The organism is Enterococcus sp. MSG3299 (assembly GCF_050555765.1).
Taxonomy (GTDB): domain Bacteria; phylum Bacillota; class Bacilli; order Lactobacillales; family Enterococcaceae; genus Enterococcus; species Enterococcus faecalis.
Genome location: NZ_CP187869.1, coordinates 1150810 through 1173770 on the forward strand (window position 1 = coordinate 1150810; position 22961 = coordinate 1173770).

17 protein-coding genes and 1 riboswitch are annotated in these 22961 nt (G+C 38.6%); of the genes, 13 read left to right on the plus strand and 4 right to left on the minus strand.

What is annotated here, in order from left to right:
- The first annotated feature begins 62 nt into the window (after window positions 1-62).
- Entirely contained in the window at window positions 63-572 is a 510-nt protein-coding gene (locus IGL23_RS05735) for a MarR family winged helix-turn-helix transcriptional regulator (protein ID WP_002365578.1), read from the plus strand.
- Between the two features lie 37 nt (window positions 573-609).
- Here the strand turns inward: IGL23_RS05735 and IGL23_RS05740 are convergent, their stop codons facing one another.
- From IGL23_RS05740 to IGL23_RS05750, 3 genes are all read right to left on the minus strand, one after another.
- Complete coding sequence (locus IGL23_RS05740; RefSeq protein ID WP_002360454.1) at window positions 610-1473, minus strand: sugar ABC transporter permease; 864 nt, start codon at window positions 1471-1473, stop codon at window positions 610-612.
- A 3-nt stretch (window positions 1474-1476) separates the two neighbouring features.
- On the minus strand, window positions 1477-2820 hold the full coding sequence (locus IGL23_RS05745) for a carbohydrate ABC transporter permease (RefSeq protein ID WP_002357775.1): 1344 nt from the start codon (window positions 2818-2820) through the stop codon (window positions 1477-1479).
- Window positions 2821-2905: 85 nt separating this feature from the next.
- Window positions 2906-4156, minus strand: coding sequence for an extracellular solute-binding protein (locus tag IGL23_RS05750; RefSeq protein WP_002382263.1), 1251 nt, complete (start codon window positions 4154-4156; stop codon window positions 2906-2908).
- A 258-nt stretch (window positions 4157-4414) separates the two neighbouring features.
- Here IGL23_RS05750 and IGL23_RS05755 point away from each other — a divergent pair, with 258 nt between their 5' ends.
- From IGL23_RS05755 to lpdA, 9 genes are all read left to right on the plus strand, one after another.
- Window positions 4415-6181, plus strand: coding sequence for a glycoside hydrolase family 13 protein (locus tag IGL23_RS05755; protein ID WP_033593927.1), 1767 nt, complete (start codon window positions 4415-4417; stop codon window positions 6179-6181).
- Between the two features lie 27 nt (window positions 6182-6208).
- Window positions 6209-7834, plus strand: a complete 1626-nt coding sequence (locus IGL23_RS05760) for a glycoside hydrolase family 13 protein (protein WP_430619684.1) — start codon at window positions 6209-6211, stop codon at window positions 7832-7834.
- A 1-nt stretch (window position 7835) separates the two neighbouring features.
- Complete coding sequence (locus IGL23_RS05765; RefSeq protein ID WP_010820794.1) at window positions 7836-9449, plus strand: glycoside hydrolase family 13 protein; 1614 nt, start codon at window positions 7836-7838, stop codon at window positions 9447-9449.
- A gap of 170 nt (window positions 9450-9619) precedes the next feature.
- Window positions 9620-10201 (plus strand): TMEM175 family protein, encoded by a 582-nt coding sequence (locus IGL23_RS05770; RefSeq protein ID WP_010820795.1) that lies wholly within the window; start codon window positions 9620-9622, stop codon window positions 10199-10201.
- Window positions 10202-10282: 81 nt separating this feature from the next.
- Window positions 10283-10450: riboswitch (M-box (ykoK) riboswitch) on the plus strand.
- A gap of 223 nt (window positions 10451-10673) precedes the next feature.
- Window positions 10674-13286: a magnesium-translocating P-type ATPase gene (mgtA, locus tag IGL23_RS05775; RefSeq protein WP_080279870.1), complete on the plus strand. Its 2613-nt coding sequence runs from the start codon at window positions 10674-10676 to the stop codon at window positions 13284-13286.
- 599 nt (window positions 13287-13885) lie between these two features.
- Window positions 13886-15001 (plus strand): pyruvate dehydrogenase (acetyl-transferring) E1 component subunit alpha, encoded by a 1116-nt coding sequence (gene pdhA, locus IGL23_RS05780; RefSeq protein ID WP_002357768.1) that lies wholly within the window; start codon window positions 13886-13888, stop codon window positions 14999-15001.
- A 2-nt stretch (window positions 15002-15003) separates the two neighbouring features.
- Window positions 15004-15981 carry an alpha-ketoacid dehydrogenase subunit beta gene (locus tag IGL23_RS05785; RefSeq protein WP_002357767.1) on the plus strand — a complete coding sequence of 326 codons (978 nt, stop codon included), beginning with the start codon at window positions 15004-15006 and terminating at the stop codon, window positions 15979-15981.
- A 142-nt stretch (window positions 15982-16123) separates the two neighbouring features.
- On the plus strand, window positions 16124-17743 hold the full coding sequence (locus tag IGL23_RS05790) for a dihydrolipoyllysine-residue acetyltransferase (protein ID WP_104869643.1): 1620 nt from the start codon (window positions 16124-16126) through the stop codon (window positions 17741-17743).
- 7 nt (window positions 17744-17750) lie between these two features.
- Entirely contained in the window at window positions 17751-19157 is a 1407-nt protein-coding gene (lpdA, locus tag IGL23_RS05795; protein ID WP_002357765.1) for a dihydrolipoyl dehydrogenase, read from the plus strand.
- 114 nt (window positions 19158-19271) lie between these two features.
- Here the strand turns inward: lpdA and IGL23_RS05800 are convergent, their stop codons facing one another.
- Window positions 19272-20258 (minus strand): PocR ligand-binding domain-containing protein, encoded by a 987-nt coding sequence (locus IGL23_RS05800; RefSeq protein ID WP_002382271.1) that lies wholly within the window; start codon window positions 20256-20258, stop codon window positions 19272-19274.
- Between the two features lie 160 nt (window positions 20259-20418).
- Here IGL23_RS05800 and IGL23_RS05805 point away from each other — a divergent pair, with 160 nt between their 5' ends.
- The 3 genes from IGL23_RS05805 to dhaK are packed head-to-tail and all read left to right on the plus strand — an operon-like array spanning window position 20419 to window position 22953.
- Window positions 20419-21558, plus strand: a complete 1140-nt coding sequence (locus IGL23_RS05805) for a glycerol dehydrogenase (RefSeq protein ID WP_002363858.1) — start codon at window positions 20419-20421, stop codon at window positions 21556-21558.
- A 12-nt stretch (window positions 21559-21570) separates the two neighbouring features.
- Window positions 21571-21969: a dihydroxyacetone kinase phosphoryl donor subunit DhaM gene (gene dhaM / locus IGL23_RS05810; RefSeq protein ID WP_033595272.1), complete on the plus strand. Its 399-nt coding sequence runs from the start codon at window positions 21571-21573 to the stop codon at window positions 21967-21969.
- Window positions 21970-22953: a dihydroxyacetone kinase subunit DhaK gene (dhaK, locus tag IGL23_RS05815; protein WP_002357760.1), complete on the plus strand. Its 984-nt coding sequence runs from the start codon at window positions 21970-21972 to the stop codon at window positions 22951-22953.
- The last annotated feature ends 8 nt before the right edge of the window (window positions 22954-22961 follow it).

A 22961-nucleotide genomic window follows, 5' to 3' on the forward strand; every position in this document is an offset into this window, starting at 1 on the left:
ATAATAGTTAACAAAAATCAATCATTACCATTTGATAATCAAGTGAATTTAGTATACACTAGGTGGGAAACGAGGGAGAACATATGGATAAAGAGAAGCATTCATCAAATTTAGATATTAGTGTCTTTACTGAAATTTTTTCATATATGAGCCAATTGCTTTTTAAAGACCTAGACTTGGAGGATCTAAAATTAACAAAGTTAGACATGTTAATTTTATTAATTGTGGCAACGAATGAAGGAATTAGTATGACGGAGTTAGCCAACCAAGTAGGAACGTCGAAAGTTCAAGTGAGTCGCTCTATTGCGGGGTTAGAAGAACGAGCGATTGTTCAACGTCGCCATAATCAAGAAAATCGCCGCGTGGTTAATGTTTATACGACAAAAGAAGGCGAGAAGCTCTTTAAGCAAAAAGAAAATCAAGTAAAACAGCAACTATCTGAAACGCTTAGTGTTCTTTCCTTAGAGGATTATCAAGAGGTCAATCAACACTTTTTGGCGGTCATGAAAATTTTGTCCAATTATCAAGCGCTACGAAGAAAAACGTGTAAGGAAAACAACGCCAAAAAATAAAAAACATCGTTTGGCTATAAACCAAACGATGTTTTTTCTAGCCTTTGACAGAGCCAGAAGTCACGCCTTCTACATAGAAACGTTGCATTAATATAAATAAAATAGTAATTGGAATGGCAATTAGCACACATCCTGCTGTAAAAGCCATGAATAGTGAATTGGCTGTTGATTTGGTCATCATCGAAAAGAGACCAATCGCAACGGTGTAATTTTCAACTTTATCACCCATAATAACTTTTGCGAAAATAAAATCCATCCAAGGGCCCATGAAGGCGGTTAAAGAAGTATAGACAATAATTGGTTTCGACAATGGCAACGTAATTTTTGTGAAAATTTGCCACTTGTTGGCACCGTCAATCATAGCCGATTCGTCTAAAGCCATCGGAATGGTATCGAAGAACCCTTTGGCGATGTAAAAACCTAGCGCCGAGCCTGCAGAGTAAACCAGAATTAAAGCGAATAAACTTTCAGTTAAATTTAAGGCTTTTAAAATATAGTAAACGGCAATCATGCTCATAAAACCAGGGAACATATTTAAAACGAGCGCCACTTTTAAAAATGGTTTTCTTAAGCGGAAACGCAACCGTGACAGCGCATAAGCCATTGCGATTGTAATGAAAGTTGATAACAGACAGCTTGCGATGGAGACGAACAAGGTGTTCAAAAACCAACGGACAAAGGGGAAGTTGCCAGTCTGATTTGTTAATAATACTTTATAATTTTCTAAAGTGAATGTTTTGGGAATGATATAGGGAACAAATGCACCGCCTTCGCCACGAAAACTTGTTAAGATAATCCACACAATGGGGAACATCCAAAAAACTGCTAAAATGGTTAGAATGATGTAAACGCTGGTAAGTGCAGTGCGTTGTTTTTTCTGGTAACTTTTTGCTTTAGCCATAAGTTACGCCTCCTTAAATGAATTCGTCCGTGTATAGGCAATTAAACTGAAGACTGCGGAGAGAATGAAGATTAAAATACCAATCACAGAGGCTAAATTGTAATCCATTGTATCGACAGTCAATTTATATAACCAGGTAACTAAAAGGTCAGTTGAGCCTGCACCGTAGAAGTTAGAATTGGCTGGCCCACCACCTGTTAATAGATAAATGACATTGAAGTTATTGATGTTGCCAATAAACTGTTGAATCAGCGCCGGGGTCATCACAAATAGAATTTGTGGAAACGTAATACTTTTAAAAATTTGCCATTTATTGGCACCGTCAATTCTAGCTGCTTCGATTTGATCTTCAGGAAGGTTTTGGATAATCCCTGTAGAGATTAACATCGTAGCAGGAATACCAATCCACATATTGACAACAATAATGGTTAATTTTGCCCAATTCGGATCTGTTAAGAAGGGGATAGAAGAATCGATTAAGCCCCAATTTAACAACAGAGCATTGATAGGTCCAGAACCATTTAAGAGGTTTCGCATAATTAAAAGTGAAACAAACGGAGGTACGGCCATCGTGATAACAAAAATAGTCCGCCAAAATGCTTTATATTTTAAGCCTTTTGTATTGATAAGCAAGGCTAAAATGATTCCAAAAAAGAAACAAGTTGCGGTTGCGAAAACAGCCCAAATCAAGGTCCAGCCAAGTACTGGAAAGAACGTTGAAGCCATATCGCCTGTGATTACATTGCCTAGATTTGCCAATCCAACCCAAGTAAAAAGGTTTTTCGGTGGCAAATGGTTATGGTCGTAGTTGGTAAAGGCAATTGAAATCATATACAACAACGGCAAGATGGTAAAGAAAAGAACGCCTAGTAAGGGGATCGTCATTAAAGTTGCATGGAAACGTTCGTTTAACAAGCTACGTAAATCATCCATAGTTGTTGGAATTTTTTTGCCGGCTGTCTTTAATTCATATAGGTGACGGGCGCTTTTTAAATTGATTACATATAAAATGATTAGCGATAAACAGACTAAAATTGCTGCAATTCCGAATAATAATAAGAGCATTGAATTATCGCCTTCTTTTAGAACTTCAATCCCTAAAGAATCATCATATACTAATCCTTGCTGTTGGGTCCCTAGTGTTCCTAGCATCATTAATGCGTGGAAACCATTACGGATTAACCAATAGATAAAGCCAATTTCAGCTGTTAAAAAGATGATTCCCTTTAACCACTGCTTGTTGGCGAAGTTTGCAGCACCCATAACTAAAAAAGATAGTTTTGTAGCGAAGTCGCCTTTTTTAAAGACCTCTCGAAATGACGTCTGGGCTTTCTTTTTCTTGAACATCTTCGTTCACTCACTTTCTACTTAAATAAAAAAGATAGAGGAAATGGGACAGCAGATTGAAGCTCGTCCCATTTCTTTACTCTTTTTATTCTTTTGCTTCTTTTGATGTGTCTTGGACTAATTTATCTAATTTTGCTTGATAATCCGCAGGTTTGATATTGCCTTTGTACGTATCATTGATCACTGCATCCATCGCAGGCCAGAATGAAACGATTTCTGGGATTTTTGGCATTACCACAGAGTGGGTTGGTTGCGCCATTTCTAAGATAGCTTTTGCAACAGTATCTTGTGTAATTTCTTCGTTTGTTTGTAATTTTTTGTTTGAAGGGACAAAACCGATTTCTTTAAAGTAAGTCATTTGTGCTTTTTCGCTGGTTAAATAGTTTGCTAATGTCATAGCGGCCAATGGTGCTTGTGTTTGTTGGTTGACAGCAAAACTACGAACGCCCAAGAAAGCTTTCATTTGTTTTTCTCCATTGCCAAAATCAATGGTTGGGTAGGCAGCGGCCCCCATTTTGTCGCCAAGAGCTTTTTCTACATCGTTTTTAGACCAAGGGCCAGAAAGGAAGGCATCCGTTTTGCCAGAACCTAGATTAGACAATGCTTCTGTATTTGATTGGATCACACCAGGATTATTTTTTTGATCGGCAATCCATTGTAATACTTCTATACCTTGTTGGTTGTTAAAGTTGGTACCTTTTGGATCTTCGCCATTTTCACCATATAAGTAATCGCCGTTACTCATAAATAGAGGACCGAAGATATAATTTGCGCCATCTTCGCCAAAATTGGTACCGATTTTGCCTTTTTCAGTTAAAGACTTCCAAGTTTTGATTTCCTCTGGAGAATACGTATCTTTGTTATAATAAAGAACTTGTGACTCTACGGCATAAGGGTAGGCATAGACTTTGTCTTTCCAAGTGACTCCTGCTACTGCCGAGTCGATATTGTTTTCTTTGACTTCTTTTTCATATTTTGTGTTAGGGTAAATCAGACCAGCTTCTGCCATTTGACCAATTTGATCATGTGGCATCATGAAAACATCTGCGGCAGCTTTAGGATCTTTTGCAATGTCTTTTTTAGCATCTGCCGAATTTCCAGCAGTTAAGTTAACTTTAATATCGGGGTTTTCTTTTTCAAAATCGGCGACAACTTTTTTAAAGACGCCCATATATTCAGTATCAACCCATAATTTTACGTCACCAGCTGCTTTATTTGCTGAACCGCTTTCATTTTCAGCTTTCGTTTTTTCTGCGCCACCACAGGCAGTAAGTAAAACCGCGGAAGCACTTAAAAGGATACCGCCCATTAAAATCTTTTTCCAATTCGCTTTCATTTTTGAACCCTCCAAAAATTATTTTTTACAAGTCTTATTATGCAACCGATTGCGGAAATAATCAAGTGTTTTTCATCGAGAAAGTTAAAAAAGTTTTTTGTTATAAATAACATACTGTTTGTTTAAAGTGGTGTATACCACTAATTAAGCGTTTTAAATAAAAAAATAAAAAAGGGTATACAAATGCAATCGTTTGCGCTAAAATGTGTTCGAGTATTAGAAAATACACGAAAAGCGACAATTAAAGGAGAGAATTAAATGAACACTGCTGCAATCTACCATCGTCCAGAAAGTGAATTTGCTTATCTTTATACAGAAGAAACAATGCATATTCGTTTGCGTACGGCAAAAGGCGACATTGCCTCTGTCCAATTAGTGCAAGGAGATCCTTATCTTTTAGGGAAAGAAAAGTGGTACCAACAGTCGTTAACAATGAAGAAGTTAGTATCTACGGAGTTATATGATTACTGGTTTATTGCATTAAGTGCAAAATTTAAACGCCTTTCATATGCTTTTACTTTAGTAGGGACGGATGGCTTGACGGCGTTTTATGGCGAACACGGCATTTATCCTTTAGAAGAAAAGTATTTAGCGATGGCGAATAATTATTTTCGGATGCCGTATTTTCATGAAATCGATCGTTTTAAAGCACCTGAATGGGTAAAAGAAACGGTTTGGTATCAAATATTTCCAGAGCGTTTTGCAAATGGTGATCCCGCCAATGATCCTGAAGGGACGTTGCCGTGGGGATCTAAAAGACCAGATCGACAAGATTTTTTTGGTGGGGATTTGCAAGGGGTGCTAGATCATCTTGATTACATTGAAGATTTAGGTGTTAACGGCTTATATTTTTGCCCGATTTTTGAAGCGTTTTCTAATCACAAATATGATACGATTGATTATTTAAAAATTGACCCAGCTTTTGGTGATGGCGCTACCTTTAAGCGTTTAGTCGAAGAGTGTCATCGACGGGGCATTAAGATTATGTTGGACGCCGTTTTTAATCATATGGGGGACACTTCGCCTCAATGGCAAGATGTGTTAAAAAATGGCCAGGACTCAATTTATGCCGATTGGTTCCACGTAAATGAGTTTCCAGCTAGCTATGAAGAAAGTGCTGATTTTGAAGAAGCAAGCAACATTACTTATGATACTTTTGCATTCACTCCGCATATGCCTAAATTAAATACAGCAAATCCAGAGGTGCAAGCCTATCTTTTAGAAATTGCTCGTTATTGGATTGAGGAATATGATATTGATGCCTGGCGTTTAGATGTGGCAAACGAAGTGGATCATGCGTTCTGGAAAAAATTCCGGCAAACATGTGATGACGCAAAAAAAGATTTTTATATTTTAGGAGAAATTTGGCACTCGTCGCAAAGCTGGCTCCAAGGAGACGAATTTCATGCAGTGATGAATTATGCATACACAGATGCGATTATGGGCTACTTTGTCAAGCAAGAACTGTCCTTGGAAAAGATGCTCTCTGAAATGAACAACCAGTTAATGCTTTATCGACAACAAACGAATCAAATGCAGTTTAATGTTTTAGATTCCCACGATACACCACGCTTATTGCATGAAACGAAAGAGGATAAAGAGCTGATGCGCCAAGTATTAGCGTTTACGTATATTCAACCAGGCGTCCCTTGTCTTTACTATGGTGATGAAATTGGTATGACAGGTGATATGGATCCTGATTGTCGTCGTTGTATGGTTTGGGAGGAAAATCAGCAAGATTTGGATTTGAAGGAATTTGTAAAATCATTGATTGCCCTTCGCAAAAAGTATGCGGCTGTTTTTTCTGGTGGAACAATCGATTGGACAGGCACTTCTTTTGAAACGGGGTTGATTAGACTCGCTTGTCGTTTGGAGGAACAAACGATCTATGGGATTTTTAATACTGGCCAAGAGACACAATTTGTCGATAGAACTGATCGAGAAGTTTTGCTAAGTTCTTCTATCGAAATTGCTTCAGAACAGATAATGGTTTTACCAAAAGGTTTTCTTTTATATCAAGCATAATAATTAAGCAAAGGAATGTGAAGAAGAATGGAAAAACATTGGTGGCAAGAAGTCGTGGTTTATCAGATTTATCCTCGCAGTTTTAAGGATAGCAATGGAGATGGCATTGGAGATTTACCAGGAATTATTGAAAAATTGGATTATTTGGAAACGTTAGGCATTGGGGCTATTTGGTTATCACCAGTTTATCAATCACCCAATGATGACAATGGTTATGACATTTCTGATTATGAAGCGATTATGACAGAGTTTGGGACGATGGCGGATATGGATCGTCTAATTGAGGAAGCGAAAAAGCGAAAGATTGAAATTATTATGGATTTAGTGGTTAACCATACGTCAGATGAACATCGTTGGTTTATTGAAGCGAAAAAAAGCAAGGAGAACCCCTACCGAGACTATTATGTATGGGCTGATCCTGCTTCAGATGGCGGTGTGCCTAACCGATTGAAATCTGCCTTTTCGGGTTCGGCGTGGACGTTTGATGAAGCGAGTGGGCAATACTATTTGCATTTGTTTAGTAAAAAACAACCAGATTTAAATTGGGAAAACCAACAAATGCGTCAGTCGGTTTACGAGATGATGAATTTTTGGATTGATAAAGGAATTGGCGGTTTCCGTTTAGATGTAATTGACTTAGTGGGTAAAATTCCAGGAGAAGAGATCACCGCGAATGGGCCTCATTTACATCGTTATTTACAAGAAATGAACGCCGCGACATTTGGCGGCAAAGAGCTGTTAACTGTAGGTGAAACATGGGGGGCCACACCTGAGATTGCAAAAATGTACTCTAGTCCAGAGCGTCATGAATTATCTATGATTTTTCAGTTTGAACATATGAGCTTGGATCAACAACCAGGTAAAGAAAAATGGGACCTTCAGCCAATGGAAGTTGCCAAGTTGAAACAGGTTTTTGCAAAATGGCAAACAGAATTAGGAAATGATGGCTGGAATTCTTTGTTTTGGAATAACCATGATTTACCGAGAATGATTTCACGTTGGGGAAATGATCAGGAATATTGGTTGGAAAGTAGTAAGTTATTCGCTATTTTACTGCACATGATGAAAGGCACACCTTATATTTATCAAGGGGAAGAAATTGGTATGACCAATACGCCGATTACAGATATTCGTGAAGCGCGGGACATCGAAACGATTAACATGTACCATGAGTATTTGGAAAAAGGATATTCTAAAGAAGAAATTTTGCTGAAAATTAATACTAAAGGTCGCGACAATGCACGCCGGCCTATGCAGTGGACCGCTGAAAAAAATGCTGGCTTTACGACGGGTACACCTTGGATTGATGTTAATCCCAATTATCAAACGATTAACGTCGCTGCTGCTTTGGCAGATAAAAATTCACTATTCTATACGTACCAAGAAATGATTCGTTTGAGAAAAGAACATCCTTTAATTGTTTGGGGCGACTTTGAATTGCTGGAAACAGTGGAGGAAGTGATCAGTTTTTATCGTACCTATGGTGAGGAACGCTGGCTTGTTTTAACGAACTTTTCTGACAAAGTTCAGCCATTTTCTGCAGATGTTTCTGTAGAACAAGTAATGATTGAAAATATGCCGACAGATGTCACTGCTTTAGCAGACTATTCGTTAGCGCCTTGGCAAGCATTTGTTGTGAAAGTGAGTCAATAAGATGGAACAATGGTGGAAAAATGCTGTCGGTTATCAAATTTATCCTCGGAGTTTTAAAGATAGCAACGGGGATGGCATTGGTGATTTGCAGGGAATTATTGAGAAATTACCGTATTTAAAAGAACTAGGGGTCGATTTTTTATGGTTAAATCCGATTTACACTTCGCCAAACGTTGACAATGGTTATGATATTGCGGATTATCAAGGGATTCAGCCAGAATTTGGTACGATGGAAGATTTTCAAGAACTTTTGGACCAAGCGCATCAATTAGGTTTGAAGATTATTCTTGATTTAGTGGTCAATCATACAAGTGATCAACATCCGTGGTTTGTTGAAGCGAAAAAAAGTTTAGATAATCCGTATCGTGAGTATTATTTATGGGCCGATGCGACACCAGATCGTATGCCGAATGAATGGCAAAGCTTTTTTGGTGGCTCGACTTGGACGTATGACGCGGGTACAAAGCAAGCATATTTTCATGTGTTTTCAAAAGAGCAACCTGATTTGAACTGGAAAAATCCTAAAGTTCGTGAAGAGATTTATGCGATGATTCGCTGGTGGTTAGATTTGGGAATTGATGGTTTCCGATTGGATGCGATTAGTCATATCCAAAAAGAACCTTGGGATTTTAAAATTACCACGAATCCGTGGGCTCCATTTATGAATGTAAAAGGCATTGAAGACTATATGCTGGATTTGAAAGCTATTTTTGCTGAGTATGACATCATGACAGTGGGGGAAGCTAGTGGCGTTTCAAGTAAAAAAGCGGTGGAATGGACCAATGATGCGGGCTATCTGAATATGATTTTTGAATTAGAGCACAATGTTCGAGAAGGAAAGCCAGGAGAAGAACGGTTAAATATTTTAGGCTATAAAAAAGTAATGGCTCGCTGGCAAAAGCATTTAGGGACAGAAGGCTGGAATGCATTATATGTAGAAAATCATGATAATCCCAGAATCAATTCAATTTTAGGCAATGAAACCTCTCATTCTGCTAAGGCGATTGGAACAATCGCCTTGCTCTTGCGAGGAACACCGTTTATTTATCAAGGACAGGAAATCGGCATGGTTAATTATCCGTTTCAACAGATTGACGAGTTAGATGCTAAAGATTCTCATAACCATTATCGTTTGCTTATAGAAAGTGGCTACGATGCGAAACAAGCATTAAAAGAAGTGGCGCATTGGACGCGGGACCATTCGCGTACGCCTATGCAGTGGACGAGTCAAGAGGCAAGTTCATTCACCTCGGGGCATCCGTGGTTAGCAATTCATCCCAATTTCAAAGAAATAAATGTGGCTGACCAAGAAACGGATGCGCAATCCGTGTTGAATTATTATAAAAAGTTAATTGCGTTGCGGAAAGACAATCCGGTCTTTACAGATGGACAGTTTGAACTATTAGCGCCCAATCATCCGTCTGTTTTTGCTTTTTTAAGAAAAACAACTGAGGCAACAGCGTTAGTGATTGTCAATTTAAGTGGAGAAAAGTGCCAATTTGACTTGCCGAATAAATTACTAGGCAGAAAGTGGCAACAATTATTAGGGAATCAAGATTTTACGGTGAAGAAACGGATGCAGTTAGCACCTTATCAGGCAGGCGTCTTCCAATAACTGATTTGTTCTATAACGAGTGCAAGAGGCTTACTTTTAAGTGGGGCTCTTGCACTCGTTTTTAGGAACTTCAACAACCGAGAGACTTCATAAATAATTGAATTTTTACAGAAATGCGTTATACTTACTTTGGGTAAGTTATTTAATTTTTATGAAAGTAGGGGGAAATGATGCCGAAAACACGTGTAGAAGCATTTACAGATGCAGTCATTGCGATTATTTTAACGTTATTAATTTTAGAATTAAAAATTCCTGAAAAAGCAGATTGGTCTGCTCTGACCCAATCTGGACACAAAATCATTATTTATTTAATTAGTTTTGTTACTTTATTAATTTATTGGAACAATCATCATCATTTATTTCAAAGTGTCCGTAAAATTGATGGACGTGTCCTTTGGATGAATAATTTATTAATTTTGACGTTGACGTTTTTCCCGTTTGTTACTGGTTGGGTAGGTGAACATCCGTTTTCTTGGCCGCCACAAGCTTTGTATGGCTTAGTAGTATTAGGAGCTGATGTTGCTTATTATCTAGTGGTGCGGGCATTAATTCAGGCAAATGGGCCCAAATCCGAAGTACAACGTTTGTTTGGCCACTATCCAAAATTAACGCTTTCGATTGTGTTGAATATTATTGCGTTGATTGTGGGTAAAATGGTAGCGCCAATCGCTGTCCTGATTATTGATACGATTGTTTTAGTCATGTGGTTTATTCCTGAGCGAAAAGCAGAAATAAAGGAAATTTTAAAGTAGTCATTTTTTATTTATAACAAAAAAGTCATAAATCTTTTGACAAGAATGTCAAACTCCTCTATTATAAGAAGTGGATAAAAACTGAATAATTGTTAGGTGAGGCTCCTATTTGGACAAATGCTGCTGCCGCGAAAGGATCGAGAGACCCTTAGTTGGTTGAACAGGAATAATCGTGAAGGTTATTCATAATGTAGCTGATACATGTTATCTACGCCCTATAGTGCTAAAGCTCAACGATAGAGAATCTTATTTAAAGATGGTATTTTGGGACGTACTCTATTGTTGAGTAGGTCCTTTTTTGTGTGTTTGGCAAAAAAGCAATTATTCACTGGAAGTATAAATAAGAAAAAGAAAGGATGACTGTCATGGAAGACCCTGGAAGTGAACAGAGAAACAAAATACAGTCACCAACGAAAGGAGAAGATTTTAGCGCTCTTTTCGGCAGGTGACCACAACCTTGGAGGAAAAGAAAATGATGAACAAAAAAACAATGGATATGAGAAAAGCCACCAAAGATCAAGAATTACGTAAATTGGCGTTGCTTTCTGAACGGGAATTAATGATGGAATTACGGACATCTGAAAAAGGACTCTCGAATGAAGATGCCGAAAAAAGATTAGAGGAATTTGGACCAAACGAAGTTTCTGCACAAAAGCCAACCCCAGCAATTATTTTATTTTTAAGTGCATTCAAAGATCCGTTTGTCTATGTCTTAGCCTTATTGATGGTCGTTTCAACTTTAACGAAAGATTTCGAAGCCGCTATCGTGATGGGCGTGATGATTTTAGCCAGTGTCTTGATTGCTTTTATACAAGAATATCGTTCTCAAAAAGCGAGTTTGGATTTAAAAGAATTAATTGAAAATACCGCTGCAGTGACACGGGAAGGAATTACGAAAGAAATTCCAATGGACGAAATTGTTCCAGGAGACATTGTAACTTTAGCTACAGGAGACATGATTCCTGCAGATGCCGTGTTGATTTGGACCAAAGATTTATTCGTTAATCAATCGTCGCTAACAGGCGAATCCATGCCTGTCGAAAAATTTGTGGATGCAGGTGTGGATCGTCAACAAACAGAGGTTTCTGCATTAGATATGCAAGACCTAGTGTTTATGGGCACAGATGTCTTGAGTGGACAAGGAAAAGCGATTATTTTAAAAACTGGGCAACATACATTTTTTGGTGATATTGCTAAAAATGCTACAACACAACGAGGAAAAACTAGTTTTGACTTAGGCTTAGCAAAAGTCAGTAAGTTTTTATTACGAATGGTAATGATTTTGTTTCCAATCGTTTTCTTGATTAATGGTTTAACTAAAGGTGCTTGGGGCGAAGCGTTTTTCTTCGCGATTGCCGTTGCAGTTGGTTTGACACCAGAAATGTTGCCAATGATTGTTACGAGTAACTTAGCCAAGGGTGCATTATCCTTATCGAAACATAAAGTCATTGTTAAAGAATTAGCGGCTATCCAAAATTTGGGTGGTATGGATGTGCTCTGTACAGATAAGACTGGAACGATTACCGAAGATCGTGTAGTTTTGGTTCAACATTTGAATCCATTAGGTGATTTGAGTGACGAGGTTCTAAATTTAGCCTACTTAAATTCTTCTTATCAAACAGGTTGGAAAAATTTAATGGATATTGCCGTTATTAATTTTTATGAAGAGCATCAATGGAAAACGCCGTTTAAAAATGTCACTAAAATTGATGAAATTCCTTTTGATTTTTCCAGACGCCGCTTAACGGTTGTCGTGAATGCAGATGATCATCAATTGATGATTACGAAAGGCGCCGTGGAAGAAATGGAAGAAGTGTGCACGCATGCGCAAATTAATGGCGAAATTGTACCATTAAGCAGTGCTGTACGAGAAGAACTACGCCGAGTGAATGTTCAAATGAACAAACAAGGGATGCGTGTGTTAGCGGTAGCTGTAAAAAAAGATGTCCACAAAGAAGCAGTTTATTCAGTTGAAGATGAAAAAGAGATGACATTGATTGGATTTATGGGTTTTCTTGATCCAGCAAAAGAGTCAGCCGTCAGCGCTATCCGCTCCTTACATGAACATGGTGTCAACGTGAAAGTGCTAACGGGCGATAATGATATTGTCGCCAAAAAAGTCTGTAAAGATGTAGGTATTGAAGTTTCCCATGTGTTATTAGGTTCTCAAATTGAAGCAATGACAGATGAAGAGTTGCGGGCGCAAGTGGAAGAAACTAGTTTATTTGCCAAATTAAATCCGATGCAAAAATCTAAAATCATTGAATTGCTACAAGCGAAAGGTCATACGGTTGGTTTTATGGGGGATGGCATTAACGATGCACCAGCATTACGAAAAGCTGATGTGGGCATTTCAGTAGATACTGCAGCTGATATTACTAAAGATGCTAGCTCGATTATTTTACTGGAAAAAAGTTTAAATGTACTGGAATCTGGTGTGATTGAAGGACGAAAAGTATTTAGCAATATGATGAAATATATTAAAATTACCATCAGTTCTAATTTTGGGAATGTCTTTTCAATTTTAGTAGCCAGTGCCTTTTTACCATTTCTACCAATGCTTTCCTTACAACTCTTGATTCAAAATTTGATTTATGATGTGGCTCAGTTGACAATTCCTTGGGATAATGTCGATGAAGAAGAGTTATTAAGCCCTGTTCGGTGGGAAACGAACGGACTAGCGAAATTTACAGTATGTATTGGCCCGGTAAGTAGTATTTTCGATATTCTAACGTATCTTGTCATGTGGTTTGTGTTTAGCGCCAATAGTTTGGCAACTCAACATTTATTCCAAACAGGTTGGTTTATGGTGGGACTTGTTAGTCAAACGTTAGTTGTTCATATGGTCCGGACGCGGAAAATACCATTCATTCAAAGTCGTGCGTCAATGCCTGTGATGTTAAGTAGTTTAGGCGCAATTTTACTCGGTTTCTTGATTGTAGCAACGCCTATAAGAGAGGTTTTTGACTTTGTGAAACTTCCGGCTAACTACTGGCCATGGTTCTTTGGAATCATCATTGCGTACATGTTAACTGTTGAAGTAGCTAAACGTTTATATATTAAAATTACCAAGGAATGGATTTAGTAAAATCTACTGAAAGAGAAAAGAATTTGCTAAGCTGTATTACTCGTTTTGCGAAAATTTGGTGATTTTAAGCAATGAATGTTCGTGATAAAACCTAAGGTAAAGTATTTGGCAAAAAAACGAGCCAAAAAAAAATAAAAATTAACGAAAAAAACTTTGTTCTCTAAAAAATAAAAAACCGCATGCTGAGTAGGTTACTCGGCTGACGGTTTTTATTTTTTGGTTTTTTCAAGATAATTTTCATGAAAACGCAAAGTTCGGAAATCAGATTACTAGCCAGCTCGGGGATGAGGGGACTCGAATTAATAGAACTGTTATATAATATTTTCAAAATAGAATATAACAGTTAGGAGAAAAATAGTACAGAAGAAGTGTAGAACGGAAACCGTTTTCTTGTTTGTGAAAATTATCACTAAACCGCAAAAACATGCGGTTTTGCTCTTTTGTGAAAAAATGAAGAAATTAGAGTTTTTTTCTTGCGCTTTTTCGAATTTAGTGATAATTTGTTAAGTGTAGTCGATAAAAAGTAATACAGTTTCGCACTCTGTTTTACTTTTATCGAAATTAAAGAAACGTAATAGAGAGGATTGTGTGACAAAATGGCAAAGGCTAAGAAACAAAAACCTATTGACTTTAAAGAGCTAATGGCTAAAGTCGACGCTGATTTCCCAACTTTCCAAATCTTGGATCAAGATGGAAAAATTGTGAATGAAGATTTAGTACCTGATTTATCGGATGAGGAATTAGTTGAATTAATGACACGCATGGTTTGGTCTCGTGTGTTAGACCAACGTTCTACTGCATTAAACCGTCAAGGACGCTTAGGATTCTTCGCACCAACAGCTGGACAAGAAGCAAGCCAATTGGCAAGCCAATTTGCAATGGAAAAAGAAGACTACTTACTACCAGGTTACCGTGATGTACCTCAATTAGTGCAACATGGTTTACCATTAAGAGAAGCTTTCTTATGGTCTCGTGGTCACGTAGCAGGGAACTACTACGCGGAAGATTTAAATGCATTACCACCACAAATTATCATTGGTGCTCAATACATCCAAGCAGCTGGTGTTGCTTTAGGATTGAAAAAACGTGGAAAAGAAAATGTTGTCTTCACTTATACTGGTGACGGCGGTTCTTCACAAGGGGACTTCTATGAAGCAATTAACTTTGCTGGTGCTTACCAAGCAAACGGTGTCTTCATTATCCAAAACAATGGTTTTGCGATTTCTACACCTCGTGAAAAACAAACAGCGGCTAAAACTTTAGCTCAAAAAGCTGTTGCAGCAGGAATTCCTGGTATTCAAGTTGATGGTATGGATCCATTAGCAGTTTACGCAATTGCAAAAGAAGCACGCGATTGGTCAGCTGCAGGAAACGGTCCAGTTTTAATTGAAACATTAACTTATCGTTATGGTCCACATACTTTATCTGGAGACGATCCAACACGTTACCGTTCAAAAGAAATGGATGACGAATGGGTACAAAAAGATCCATTGACTCGTTTCCGTAAATATCTAACAGATAAAGGCTTATGGTCTGAAGCAAAAGAAGAAGAAATTATTGAAAAAACAAAAGAAGAAATCAAAGTAGCGATTGCAGAAGCGGATAAAGCGCCAAAACAAAAAGTTTCTGATTTCTTGAAAAATATGTTTGAAGTTCAACCTCAAACAATTAAAGAACAAATTGCATTTTATGAAGCGAAGGAGTCGAAATAAAAATGGCACAAAAAACTATGATCCAAGCAATTACAGATGCCTTAGCTCTTGAATTAGAGAAAGACGAAAATGTCTTAATCTTCGGTGAAGACGTTGGTAACAACGGTGGGGTTTTCCGTGCAACTGAAGGTTTACAAGAAAAATTTGGTGAAGACCGCGTCTTCGATACACCTTTAGCTGAATCTGGTATCGGTGGATTGGCTTTCGGTCTTGCCTTGCAAGGTTACCGTCCAGTTCCTGAAATCCAATTCTTTGGTTTCGTTTTTGAAGTATTTGACGAAATCGTTGGTCAAATGGCTCGTACGCGTTACCGTATGGGTGGAACTCGTAATATGCCAATTACTGTTCGTGCCCCATTTGGTGGTGGTGTTCATACACCAGAACTTCACTCAGATAACTTAGAAGGATTAATCGCACAATCACCAGGTGTTCGTGTTGTTATTCCATCAAACCCTTACGATGCAAAAGGACTATTAATTTCATCTATTCGTAGCAACGATCCAGTTGTTTACTTAGAGCACATGAAATTATACCGTTCATTCCGTGAGGAAGTGCCAGACGAAGCTTATGAAGTGCCTTTAGATAAAGCGGCTGTAACTCGTGAAGGAACAGACGTATCAATCATCACTTACGGTGCTATGGTTCGTGAAGCGATTAAAGCAGCTGATAGCTTAGCGAAAGACAATATTTCAGCAGAAATCATTGACTTACGTACAGTGGCTCCTTTAGATGTGGAAACAATTATTAACTCTGTTGAAAAAACTGGCCGTGTGGTTGTCGTTCAAGAAGCACAAAAACAAGCTGGCGTTGGCGCTATGGTTGTTTCTGAAATTTCTGAACGTGCCGTATTATCATTAGAAGCACCAATCGGACGTGTATCTGCTCCAGATACAATCTTCCCATTCGGACAAGCAGAAAATATCTGGTTACCAAATGCGAAAGATATCGAAGCAAAAGCTAGAGAAATCGTCGAATTTTAATAGTTATTCGAAGTAGATAAACGAAGAATTAAACAGGTGGAATACGGCTATAGGCATGAAATGTTCAGCTACTATAGTCGTTTCCCCGCGTTTTGCTCCTAAGAAAATAGACAGATCCAACGAAGAAGGGAAGACTTAAAAAATGGCTTATCAGTTTAAATTACCGGATATCGGTGAAGGGATTGCCGAAGGCGAAATCGTTAAATGGTTTGTAAAACCTGGCGATACAATCAACGAAGACGATACGTTATTAGAAGTACAAAATGACAAATCAGTGGAAGAAATTCCATCACCAGTAACAGGTACTGTAAAAAATATCGTTGTACCAGAAGGAACAGTTGCAAACGTTGGTGACGTGTTAATCGAAATCGACGCACCTGGTCACGAAGATAACGATGCAGCACCAGCAGCTCCTGCACAAGAACAAACACCAGCACAACCTGCTGCTGTACCAACAACCGAAGCAGCTGGCGGATTTTTCCAATTCAAATTACCAGACATCGGTGAAGGAATTGCCGAAGGCGAAATCGTTAAATGGTTCGTTAAAGCGGGCGACACAATTAATGAAGATGATTCATTATTAGAAGTACAAAATGACAAATCAGTAGAAGAAATTCCATCACCAGTAACAGGTACTGTAAAAAATATCGTTGTACCAGAAGGAACAGTTGCCAATGTGGGTGACGTGTTAGTTGAAATTGACGCACCTGGTCATAATTCAGCAGCACCGGCAGCCGCAGCACCAGCTACTGACGCTCCTAAAGCGGAAGCATCAGCTCCAGCCGCTTCAACAGGTGTGGTTGCAGCCGCGGATCCAAACAAACGCGTTTTAGCAATGCCATCTGTTCGTCAGTATGCACGTGAAAAAGACGTTGATATTACACAAGTAACTGCAACTGGTAAAGGTGGCCGTGTCATTAAAGCGGATATTGATGCCTTTGCTTCTGGTGGTTCTCAAGCAGCACCAGCTACTGAAGCTGCCGCAACAGAAGCAGCACCTAAAGCGGAAGCAGCTGCACCTAAAGCAGCGCCAAAAGCCTTTACTTCTGATTTAGGCGAAATGGAAACACGTGAAAAAATGACACCAACACGTAAAGCAATTGCTAAAGCAATGGTTAACAGCAAACACACTGCTCCTCACGTAACATTACATGATGAAGTAGAAGTTTCTAAATTATGGGATCACCGTAAGAAATTTAAAGATGTTGCTGCTGCAAATGGTACAAAATTAACATTCTTACCATACGTTGTAAAAGCATTGACTTCAACTGTTCAAAAATTCCCAATCTTGAATGCATCAATTGATGACGCAGCACAAGAAATTGTTTACAAAAATTACTTTAACATTGGTATCGCTACTGATACAGATCATGGCTTATATGTACCAAATGTTAAAAATGCTAATACGAAGAGCATGTTTGCTATCGCTGATGAAATCAACGAAAAAGCAGCATTGGCTATCGAAGGCAAATTAACTGCACAAGATATGCGTGATGGTACAATCACAATTAGTAACATTGGTTCAGTCGGTGGCGGCTGGTTTACACCAGTAATCAACTACCCTGAAGTTGCTATTTTAGGCGTTGGTACAATTGCACAAGAACCAGTTGTTAATGCAGACGGCGAAATCGTTGTGGGACGCATGATGAAATTATCATTAAGCTTTGACCACCGTATCGTTGACGGCGCAACTGCTCAAAAAGCAATGAACAACATTAAACGCTTATTAGCTGATCCAGAATTACTATTAATGGAAGGATGATTAACAAATGGTAGTAGGAGATTTCGCCATTGAACTAGATACAGTCGTAATCGGAGCTGGTCCTGGAGGATACGTTGCCGCAATTCGTGCCGCAGAAATGGGTCAAAAAGTTGCGATTATCGAACGTGAATACATCGGAGGCGTTTGTTTAAACGTTGGATGTATTCCTTCAAAAGCTTTAATTGCTGCTGGACATCATTACCAAGAAGCACAAGATTCTTCAACTTTTGGTGTAACAGCTAAAGGAGTCGAATTAGACTTTGCAAAAACACAAGACTGGAAAGATAACACAGTTGTTAAATCATTAACAGGCGGCGTTGGCATGTTATTGAAAAAACACAAAGTAGAAATTATTGAAGGCGAAGCATTCTTCGTTGACGAAAATACATTGCGTGTTATTCACCCAGACTCAGCACAAACTTACTCATTCAATAATGCTATTGTAGCAACAGGTTCTCGTCCAATTGAAATCCCAGGATTCAAATTTGGCGGACGCGTGTTAGATTCTACAGGCGGTTTAAACTTAAAAGAAGTTCCTAAAAAATTCGTTATTATCGGTGGCGGTGTCATCGGTGCTGAATTAGGTGGCGCTTATGCTAACTTAGGTTCAGAAGTAACAATTTTAGAAGGTAGCCCATCAATTTTACCAACTTATGAAAAAGATATGGTTAAAGTTGTCACAGACGATTTCAAGAAGAAAAACGTAACAATCGTGACTTCTGCAATGGCTAAAGAAGCTGTTGACAATGGCGATAGCGTCACTGTTAAATATGAAGTTAACGGAAAAGAAGAAAGTGTTGAAGCAGATTACGTAATGGTCACTGTTGGACGTCGTCCAAACACAGACGACTTAGGCTTAGAACAAGCGGGCGTTGAAATTGGCGAACGTGGTTTAATCCCAGTTGATAACCAAGGACGTACTAACGTGAAAAACATCTTCGCAATCGGCGACATCGTACCAGGTGCTGCGTTAGCGCATAAAGCAAGCTACGAAGCAAAAATTGCTGCTGAAGCAATTTCTGGTAAGAAAGTTGCAGTTGATTACAAAGCAATGCCAGCTGTTGCCTTTACTGATCCAGAATTGGCAAGCGTTGGTATGACTGTTGCAGAAGCAAAAGAAGCGGGAATCGAAGCAAAAGGCTACAAATTCCCATTTGCTGGTAACGGCCGTGCAATCTCTTTAGATAAAACTGAAGGATTCATGCGTTTAGTTACAACTGTAGAAGACAATGTCATCATCGGTGCACAAATTGCCGGTGTCGGTGCAAGTGACATGATTTCTGAATTAGCTTTAGCTATTGAATCTGGCATGAATGCAGAAGACATTGCTTTAACAATCCACCCACACCCATCATTGGGCGAAATTACTATGGATACAGCTGAATTGGCTTTAGGTTTACCAATTCATATTTAATAGTATCACTTTGTCGCACGACAGATATAATGCGCCTTTTGCACTTGTTGCATTAGCCACAGCAAGTGCAAAAGGTGTAAAAAAAACAACGACTTCTCGGAGTCGTTGTTTTTTTTATGCTCTGTTCTTTCTTTTACGGTATTTAAGAGGTGTTTCACCCGTTTCTTGTTTAAAGATACGGACAAAATAGCTATCTTCAACAAACCCTAAATCTTCACTGATTTGGGCGATCGTTTTATCTGTCTCCAAAAGAAGCTGTTTAGCCCATGTGATTTTTAATTGTCGATAAAATTGACTAAAGGGAATACCAAACTCCTCTTTTAATAAACGACTTAAATACGTCGGTGTCAAATGAACAAGGTCTGCCAGTTCTTGTAAATTTAAACGCAGCGATTTGTTTTCCCAAAGGGCATCTAAAACCGGTTGTAATTGCTTATTTTTAGTTTGATAGGCACTTGAAGGAGTTAATTGAGCAGTTAATAAAGTTTGTTGAATATCTTTTTGGATCATATTCAATGGCTCCAGCTCTTCTTTTCGCGAACTAATCTGTAAGGATTGTTTGTACGTATTGATTAAATAATCTTTTTTGATGGCTTCAGAAATAATATATTGGCTTAGATCAGCGATTAATGTCGCGCTCTTTTCTAAGTCTGCTAGTTCTAAAACAGGGTATTGTTGATACAGCTCTTGGTGTGTTACTAAAAATTCTTGAATGAAGGCATCATTCATGGTTAAAACCTGTTCTAACTCTTCTTGGTGATCTTCGAGCAAAACTTCACCAGCCATAATGGCTCCTACATACTGGTCATCAACAATAATGGGGATGGCCATATCAACGATGTTAAAGTGACAACGGTAGATAAAAGGCTGACCAGTGCGAACGGCTTCCAAGCCACCACGAGCATCACATTTTTCACAAAGTTTCGAGAGCTCAGGGGAGTGACGTACCAGTTGGCAAAAGGGTTGAACTTGGCTATGTTTCGTCACAGGTCGACCTTTATAATCGACTAAAATAATGGCTAAACGAGTGCTTAAGGCCAATGATTCTTGCAATTTTTCCCACTTTTCTAAATCTAAAATATTTTTTAATTCTACAGTCATAAGGCAATCCTTCAATCTAAAGTTTAAAAATCATAATATTTTATTATTTCACAAAATAATTCTATCATTTTTTGCAAGAAAACGATACCAAAAGTTCAATGCTTTTTGGATGAAAGCGTTTTATACTATGTATGTAAACAAAATATAGGAGGCTATCAACATGAGAAAAGCATTGATTTTACCAACGAAATATGTTCAAGGGGAAGATGAATTACTAAACTTAGGTTACTTCGTTTCAACTTTTGGAAAAAAAGCGTTACTAATTGCAAATCCTGCTGACGTTGATCGTGTACGTCCACAATTGGAAGAAACAGCGAAAAAGTTTGACATTACCTTCGTAGAGGGTGGCTTTAGTGGAGAAGTAACGCGTGAAGAAACAAAGCGCTTGCAAAACGTTGGACAAAAAGAACAAGCAGACTGTATCATTGGTTTAGGTGGCGGTAAAGCAATCGATGCTTCAAAAGTCGTAGCAGAAGGTGAAAACTTAATTATTGTACCAACGATTGCGGCTCAAGATGCACCAACTTCGCATTCAGCTGTACTATATCATGAAGATGGCTCATTTGATGATTATGCTTACTTTAAACAAAGTCCAAGCGTCGTTATGGTTGATACAAAAGTGGTTGCCAAAGCGCCAACTAGATTTTTAGTTGCTGGAATGGGGGATGCCTTATCCACATATTTTGAAGCACGCGCAACACACAATTCATATTCTCGGGTTAATGCTAGTTTGCCAATGGGTTCAAGAGAAGGCTTAACGCCTGCTGCTAGCGGCACATATGCAGCTTTGGCCATGGCAAAACTTTGCTGGGAAAATCTACAGGAAGATGGGTTAAAAGCGAAATTAGCTTGTGATGCAAACGTGGTTACTGAATCATTGAATAAGATTATCGAAACAAATATCTTACTTTCAGGCTTAGGTTTTGAAAGTGGCGGTTTAGCTGCAGCGCATGCGATTCATAACGGTATGACAGTCTTACCTGGTGCGCACAGTTATTTACATGGTGAAAAGGTAGCCTTTGCAACGATTGCACAACTTGTATTAGAAGATGCAGCAAAAGACGAATTAGAAGCTGTTTTAGACTTTAGCGCTTCTGTAGGTTTACCATTAACGCTTTCAGACATTGGTGTCGATGAAATCACTTATGAAGAAGCGTTGGAAGTAGCCAAAATTGCTTGCATTCCAGAAGAATCAATTCATTCAATGCCATTCCCAATTGTCGTTGAAGAAGTAGCGAATGCAATCATTGTTGCAGATAAAGTCGGACAAGAATATAAAACAAGACATAAATTAGATTAAGGAAGTGTCCACATGAAAGCAGATATTTTACTCGTTTCACATAGCAAAATGATTACAGATGGTATTAAAGAGATGATTGAACAGATGAACGCCAGTGAAGAAACTACGATTCATTCACTTGGTGGTACATCAGATGGTTCATTAGGTTCAGATCCAATGAAAATCATTGACACGATTAACGAAGCGGACTCTGACCGAGAATTTTTAATTTTTGCCGATTTAGGCAGTGCCGTTTTAAGTTCAGAATTAGCTTTTGATATGCTAGAAGAAGACCAACAGAAACATTATCATTTAGTCGATGCACCATTGGTTGAAGGTGCCTTTGCGGCAGCAATTACTGCAGGTGTCTCAGATGATTTGACGCAAATTTTAGCAGAAGCTCAAAATGCTGGTAAGAAAGGGTGGAACTAAATGAAAAAAATTATTAATGAACCTGGTAAAATTGTCGAAGAAATGCTCCAAGGAATTGTGAAAAGCTATGGAAACCTTGTTCATCAAGTCGAAGATTCTCGCGTGATTGCTCGCAACGACTCAAACAAACAAGTTGGGTTAGTATCTGGTGGTGGAAGTGGTCATGAGCCTGCACATGCTGGGTTTGTTGGTGATGGAATGTTAAATGCCGCAGTTTTAGGTGATGTCTTTACTTCACCAACACCAGATCAAATTTTAACAGGAATCCAAGCGGCAGACCAAGGGGCCGGTGTTCTGTTAATCGTAAAAAATTATACAGGCGATATTTTGAACTTTGAAATGGCCAAAGATATGGCTGATATGGAAGACATTCATGTAGAAATGGTCGTTGTCGATGACGATATTGCTGTCGAAGATAGCACCTATACCGCTGGCAAACGAGGCGTTGCCGGGACTGTTCTTGTCCATAAAATTTTAGGACATCATGCCCGCCAAGGTGCTTCTTTAGAAGAGCTCGTTTCTTTAGGAGAAAAGATTGTAGCAGCCACGAAAACAATTGGAGTGGCTTTAAAAGCAGCCACTGTGCCTGAAGTTGGCAAACCAGGTTTTACTTTACCAGAAGATGAAATTGAATTTGGCGTAGGGATTCACGGAGAACCAGGCTATCGTCGTGAAAAAATCCAACCATCGAAAGAGTTAGCGAAAGAATTAGTTGAAAAAACATTAAGTAGCTATGAACAACAACCACAAACAGTGGGGGTACTTGTCAATGGCATGGGCGGCACGCCATTAATGGAACAATTTGTATTTATGAACGACGTGCTAACATTATTAGAAGATAAAGGTGTTCAAGTGACCTTCCATAAAGTGGGTAACTATATGACGTCTATTGACATGCAAGGATTATCTTTAACGATGATTGACTTGGCGACAAAAGACTGGCAAACAGCGCTAGAAAGCAATGTAACAACAATTTCTTGGTAAGGGTGATA

Bases quoted from the DNA above. Each gene is read 5' to 3' on its own strand.
- IGL23_RS05800 (WP_002382271.1), bottom strand. From the start codon at position 20,258: ATGACTGTAGAATTAAAAAATATTTTAGATTTAGAAAAGTGGGAAAAA.
- IGL23_RS05765 (WP_010820794.1), top strand. From the start codon at position 7,836: ATGGAACAATGGTGGAAAAATGCTGTCGGTTATCAAATTTATCCTCGG.
- IGL23_RS05790 (WP_104869643.1), top strand. From the start codon at position 16,124: ATGGCTTATCAGTTTAAATTACCGGATATCGGTGAAGGGATTGCCGAA.
- IGL23_RS05745 (WP_002357775.1), bottom strand. From the start codon at position 2,820: ATGTTCAAGAAAAAGAAAGCCCAGACGTCATTTCGAGAGGTCTTTAAA.
- IGL23_RS05740 (WP_002360454.1), bottom strand. From the start codon at position 1,473: ATGGCTAAAGCAAAAAGTTACCAGAAAAAACAACGCACTGCACTTACC.
- mgtA (WP_080279870.1), top strand. From the start codon at position 10,674: ATGATGAACAAAAAAACAATGGATATGAGAAAAGCCACCAAAGATCAA.
- pdhA (WP_002357768.1), top strand. From the start codon at position 13,886: ATGGCAAAGGCTAAGAAACAAAAACCTATTGACTTTAAAGAGCTAATG.
- IGL23_RS05770 (WP_010820795.1), top strand. From the start codon at position 9,620: ATGCCGAAAACACGTGTAGAAGCATTTACAGATGCAGTCATTGCGATT.
- dhaK (WP_002357760.1), top strand. From the start codon at position 21,970: ATGAAAAAAATTATTAATGAACCTGGTAAAATTGTCGAAGAAATGCTC.
- IGL23_RS05805 (WP_002363858.1), top strand. From the start codon at position 20,419: ATGAGAAAAGCATTGATTTTACCAACGAAATATGTTCAAGGGGAAGAT.
- dhaM (WP_033595272.1), top strand. From the start codon at position 21,571: ATGAAAGCAGATATTTTACTCGTTTCACATAGCAAAATGATTACAGAT.
- IGL23_RS05750 (WP_002382263.1), bottom strand. From the start codon at position 4,156: ATGAAAGCGAATTGGAAAAAGATTTTAATGGGCGGTATCCTTTTAAGT.
- IGL23_RS05755 (WP_033593927.1), top strand. From the start codon at position 4,415: ATGAACACTGCTGCAATCTACCATCGTCCAGAAAGTGAATTTGCTTAT.
- IGL23_RS05785 (WP_002357767.1), top strand. From the start codon at position 15,004: ATGGCACAAAAAACTATGATCCAAGCAATTACAGATGCCTTAGCTCTT.
- lpdA (WP_002357765.1), top strand. From the start codon at position 17,751: ATGGTAGTAGGAGATTTCGCCATTGAACTAGATACAGTCGTAATCGGA.
- IGL23_RS05760 (WP_430619684.1), top strand. From the start codon at position 6,209: ATGGAAAAACATTGGTGGCAAGAAGTCGTGGTTTATCAGATTTATCCT.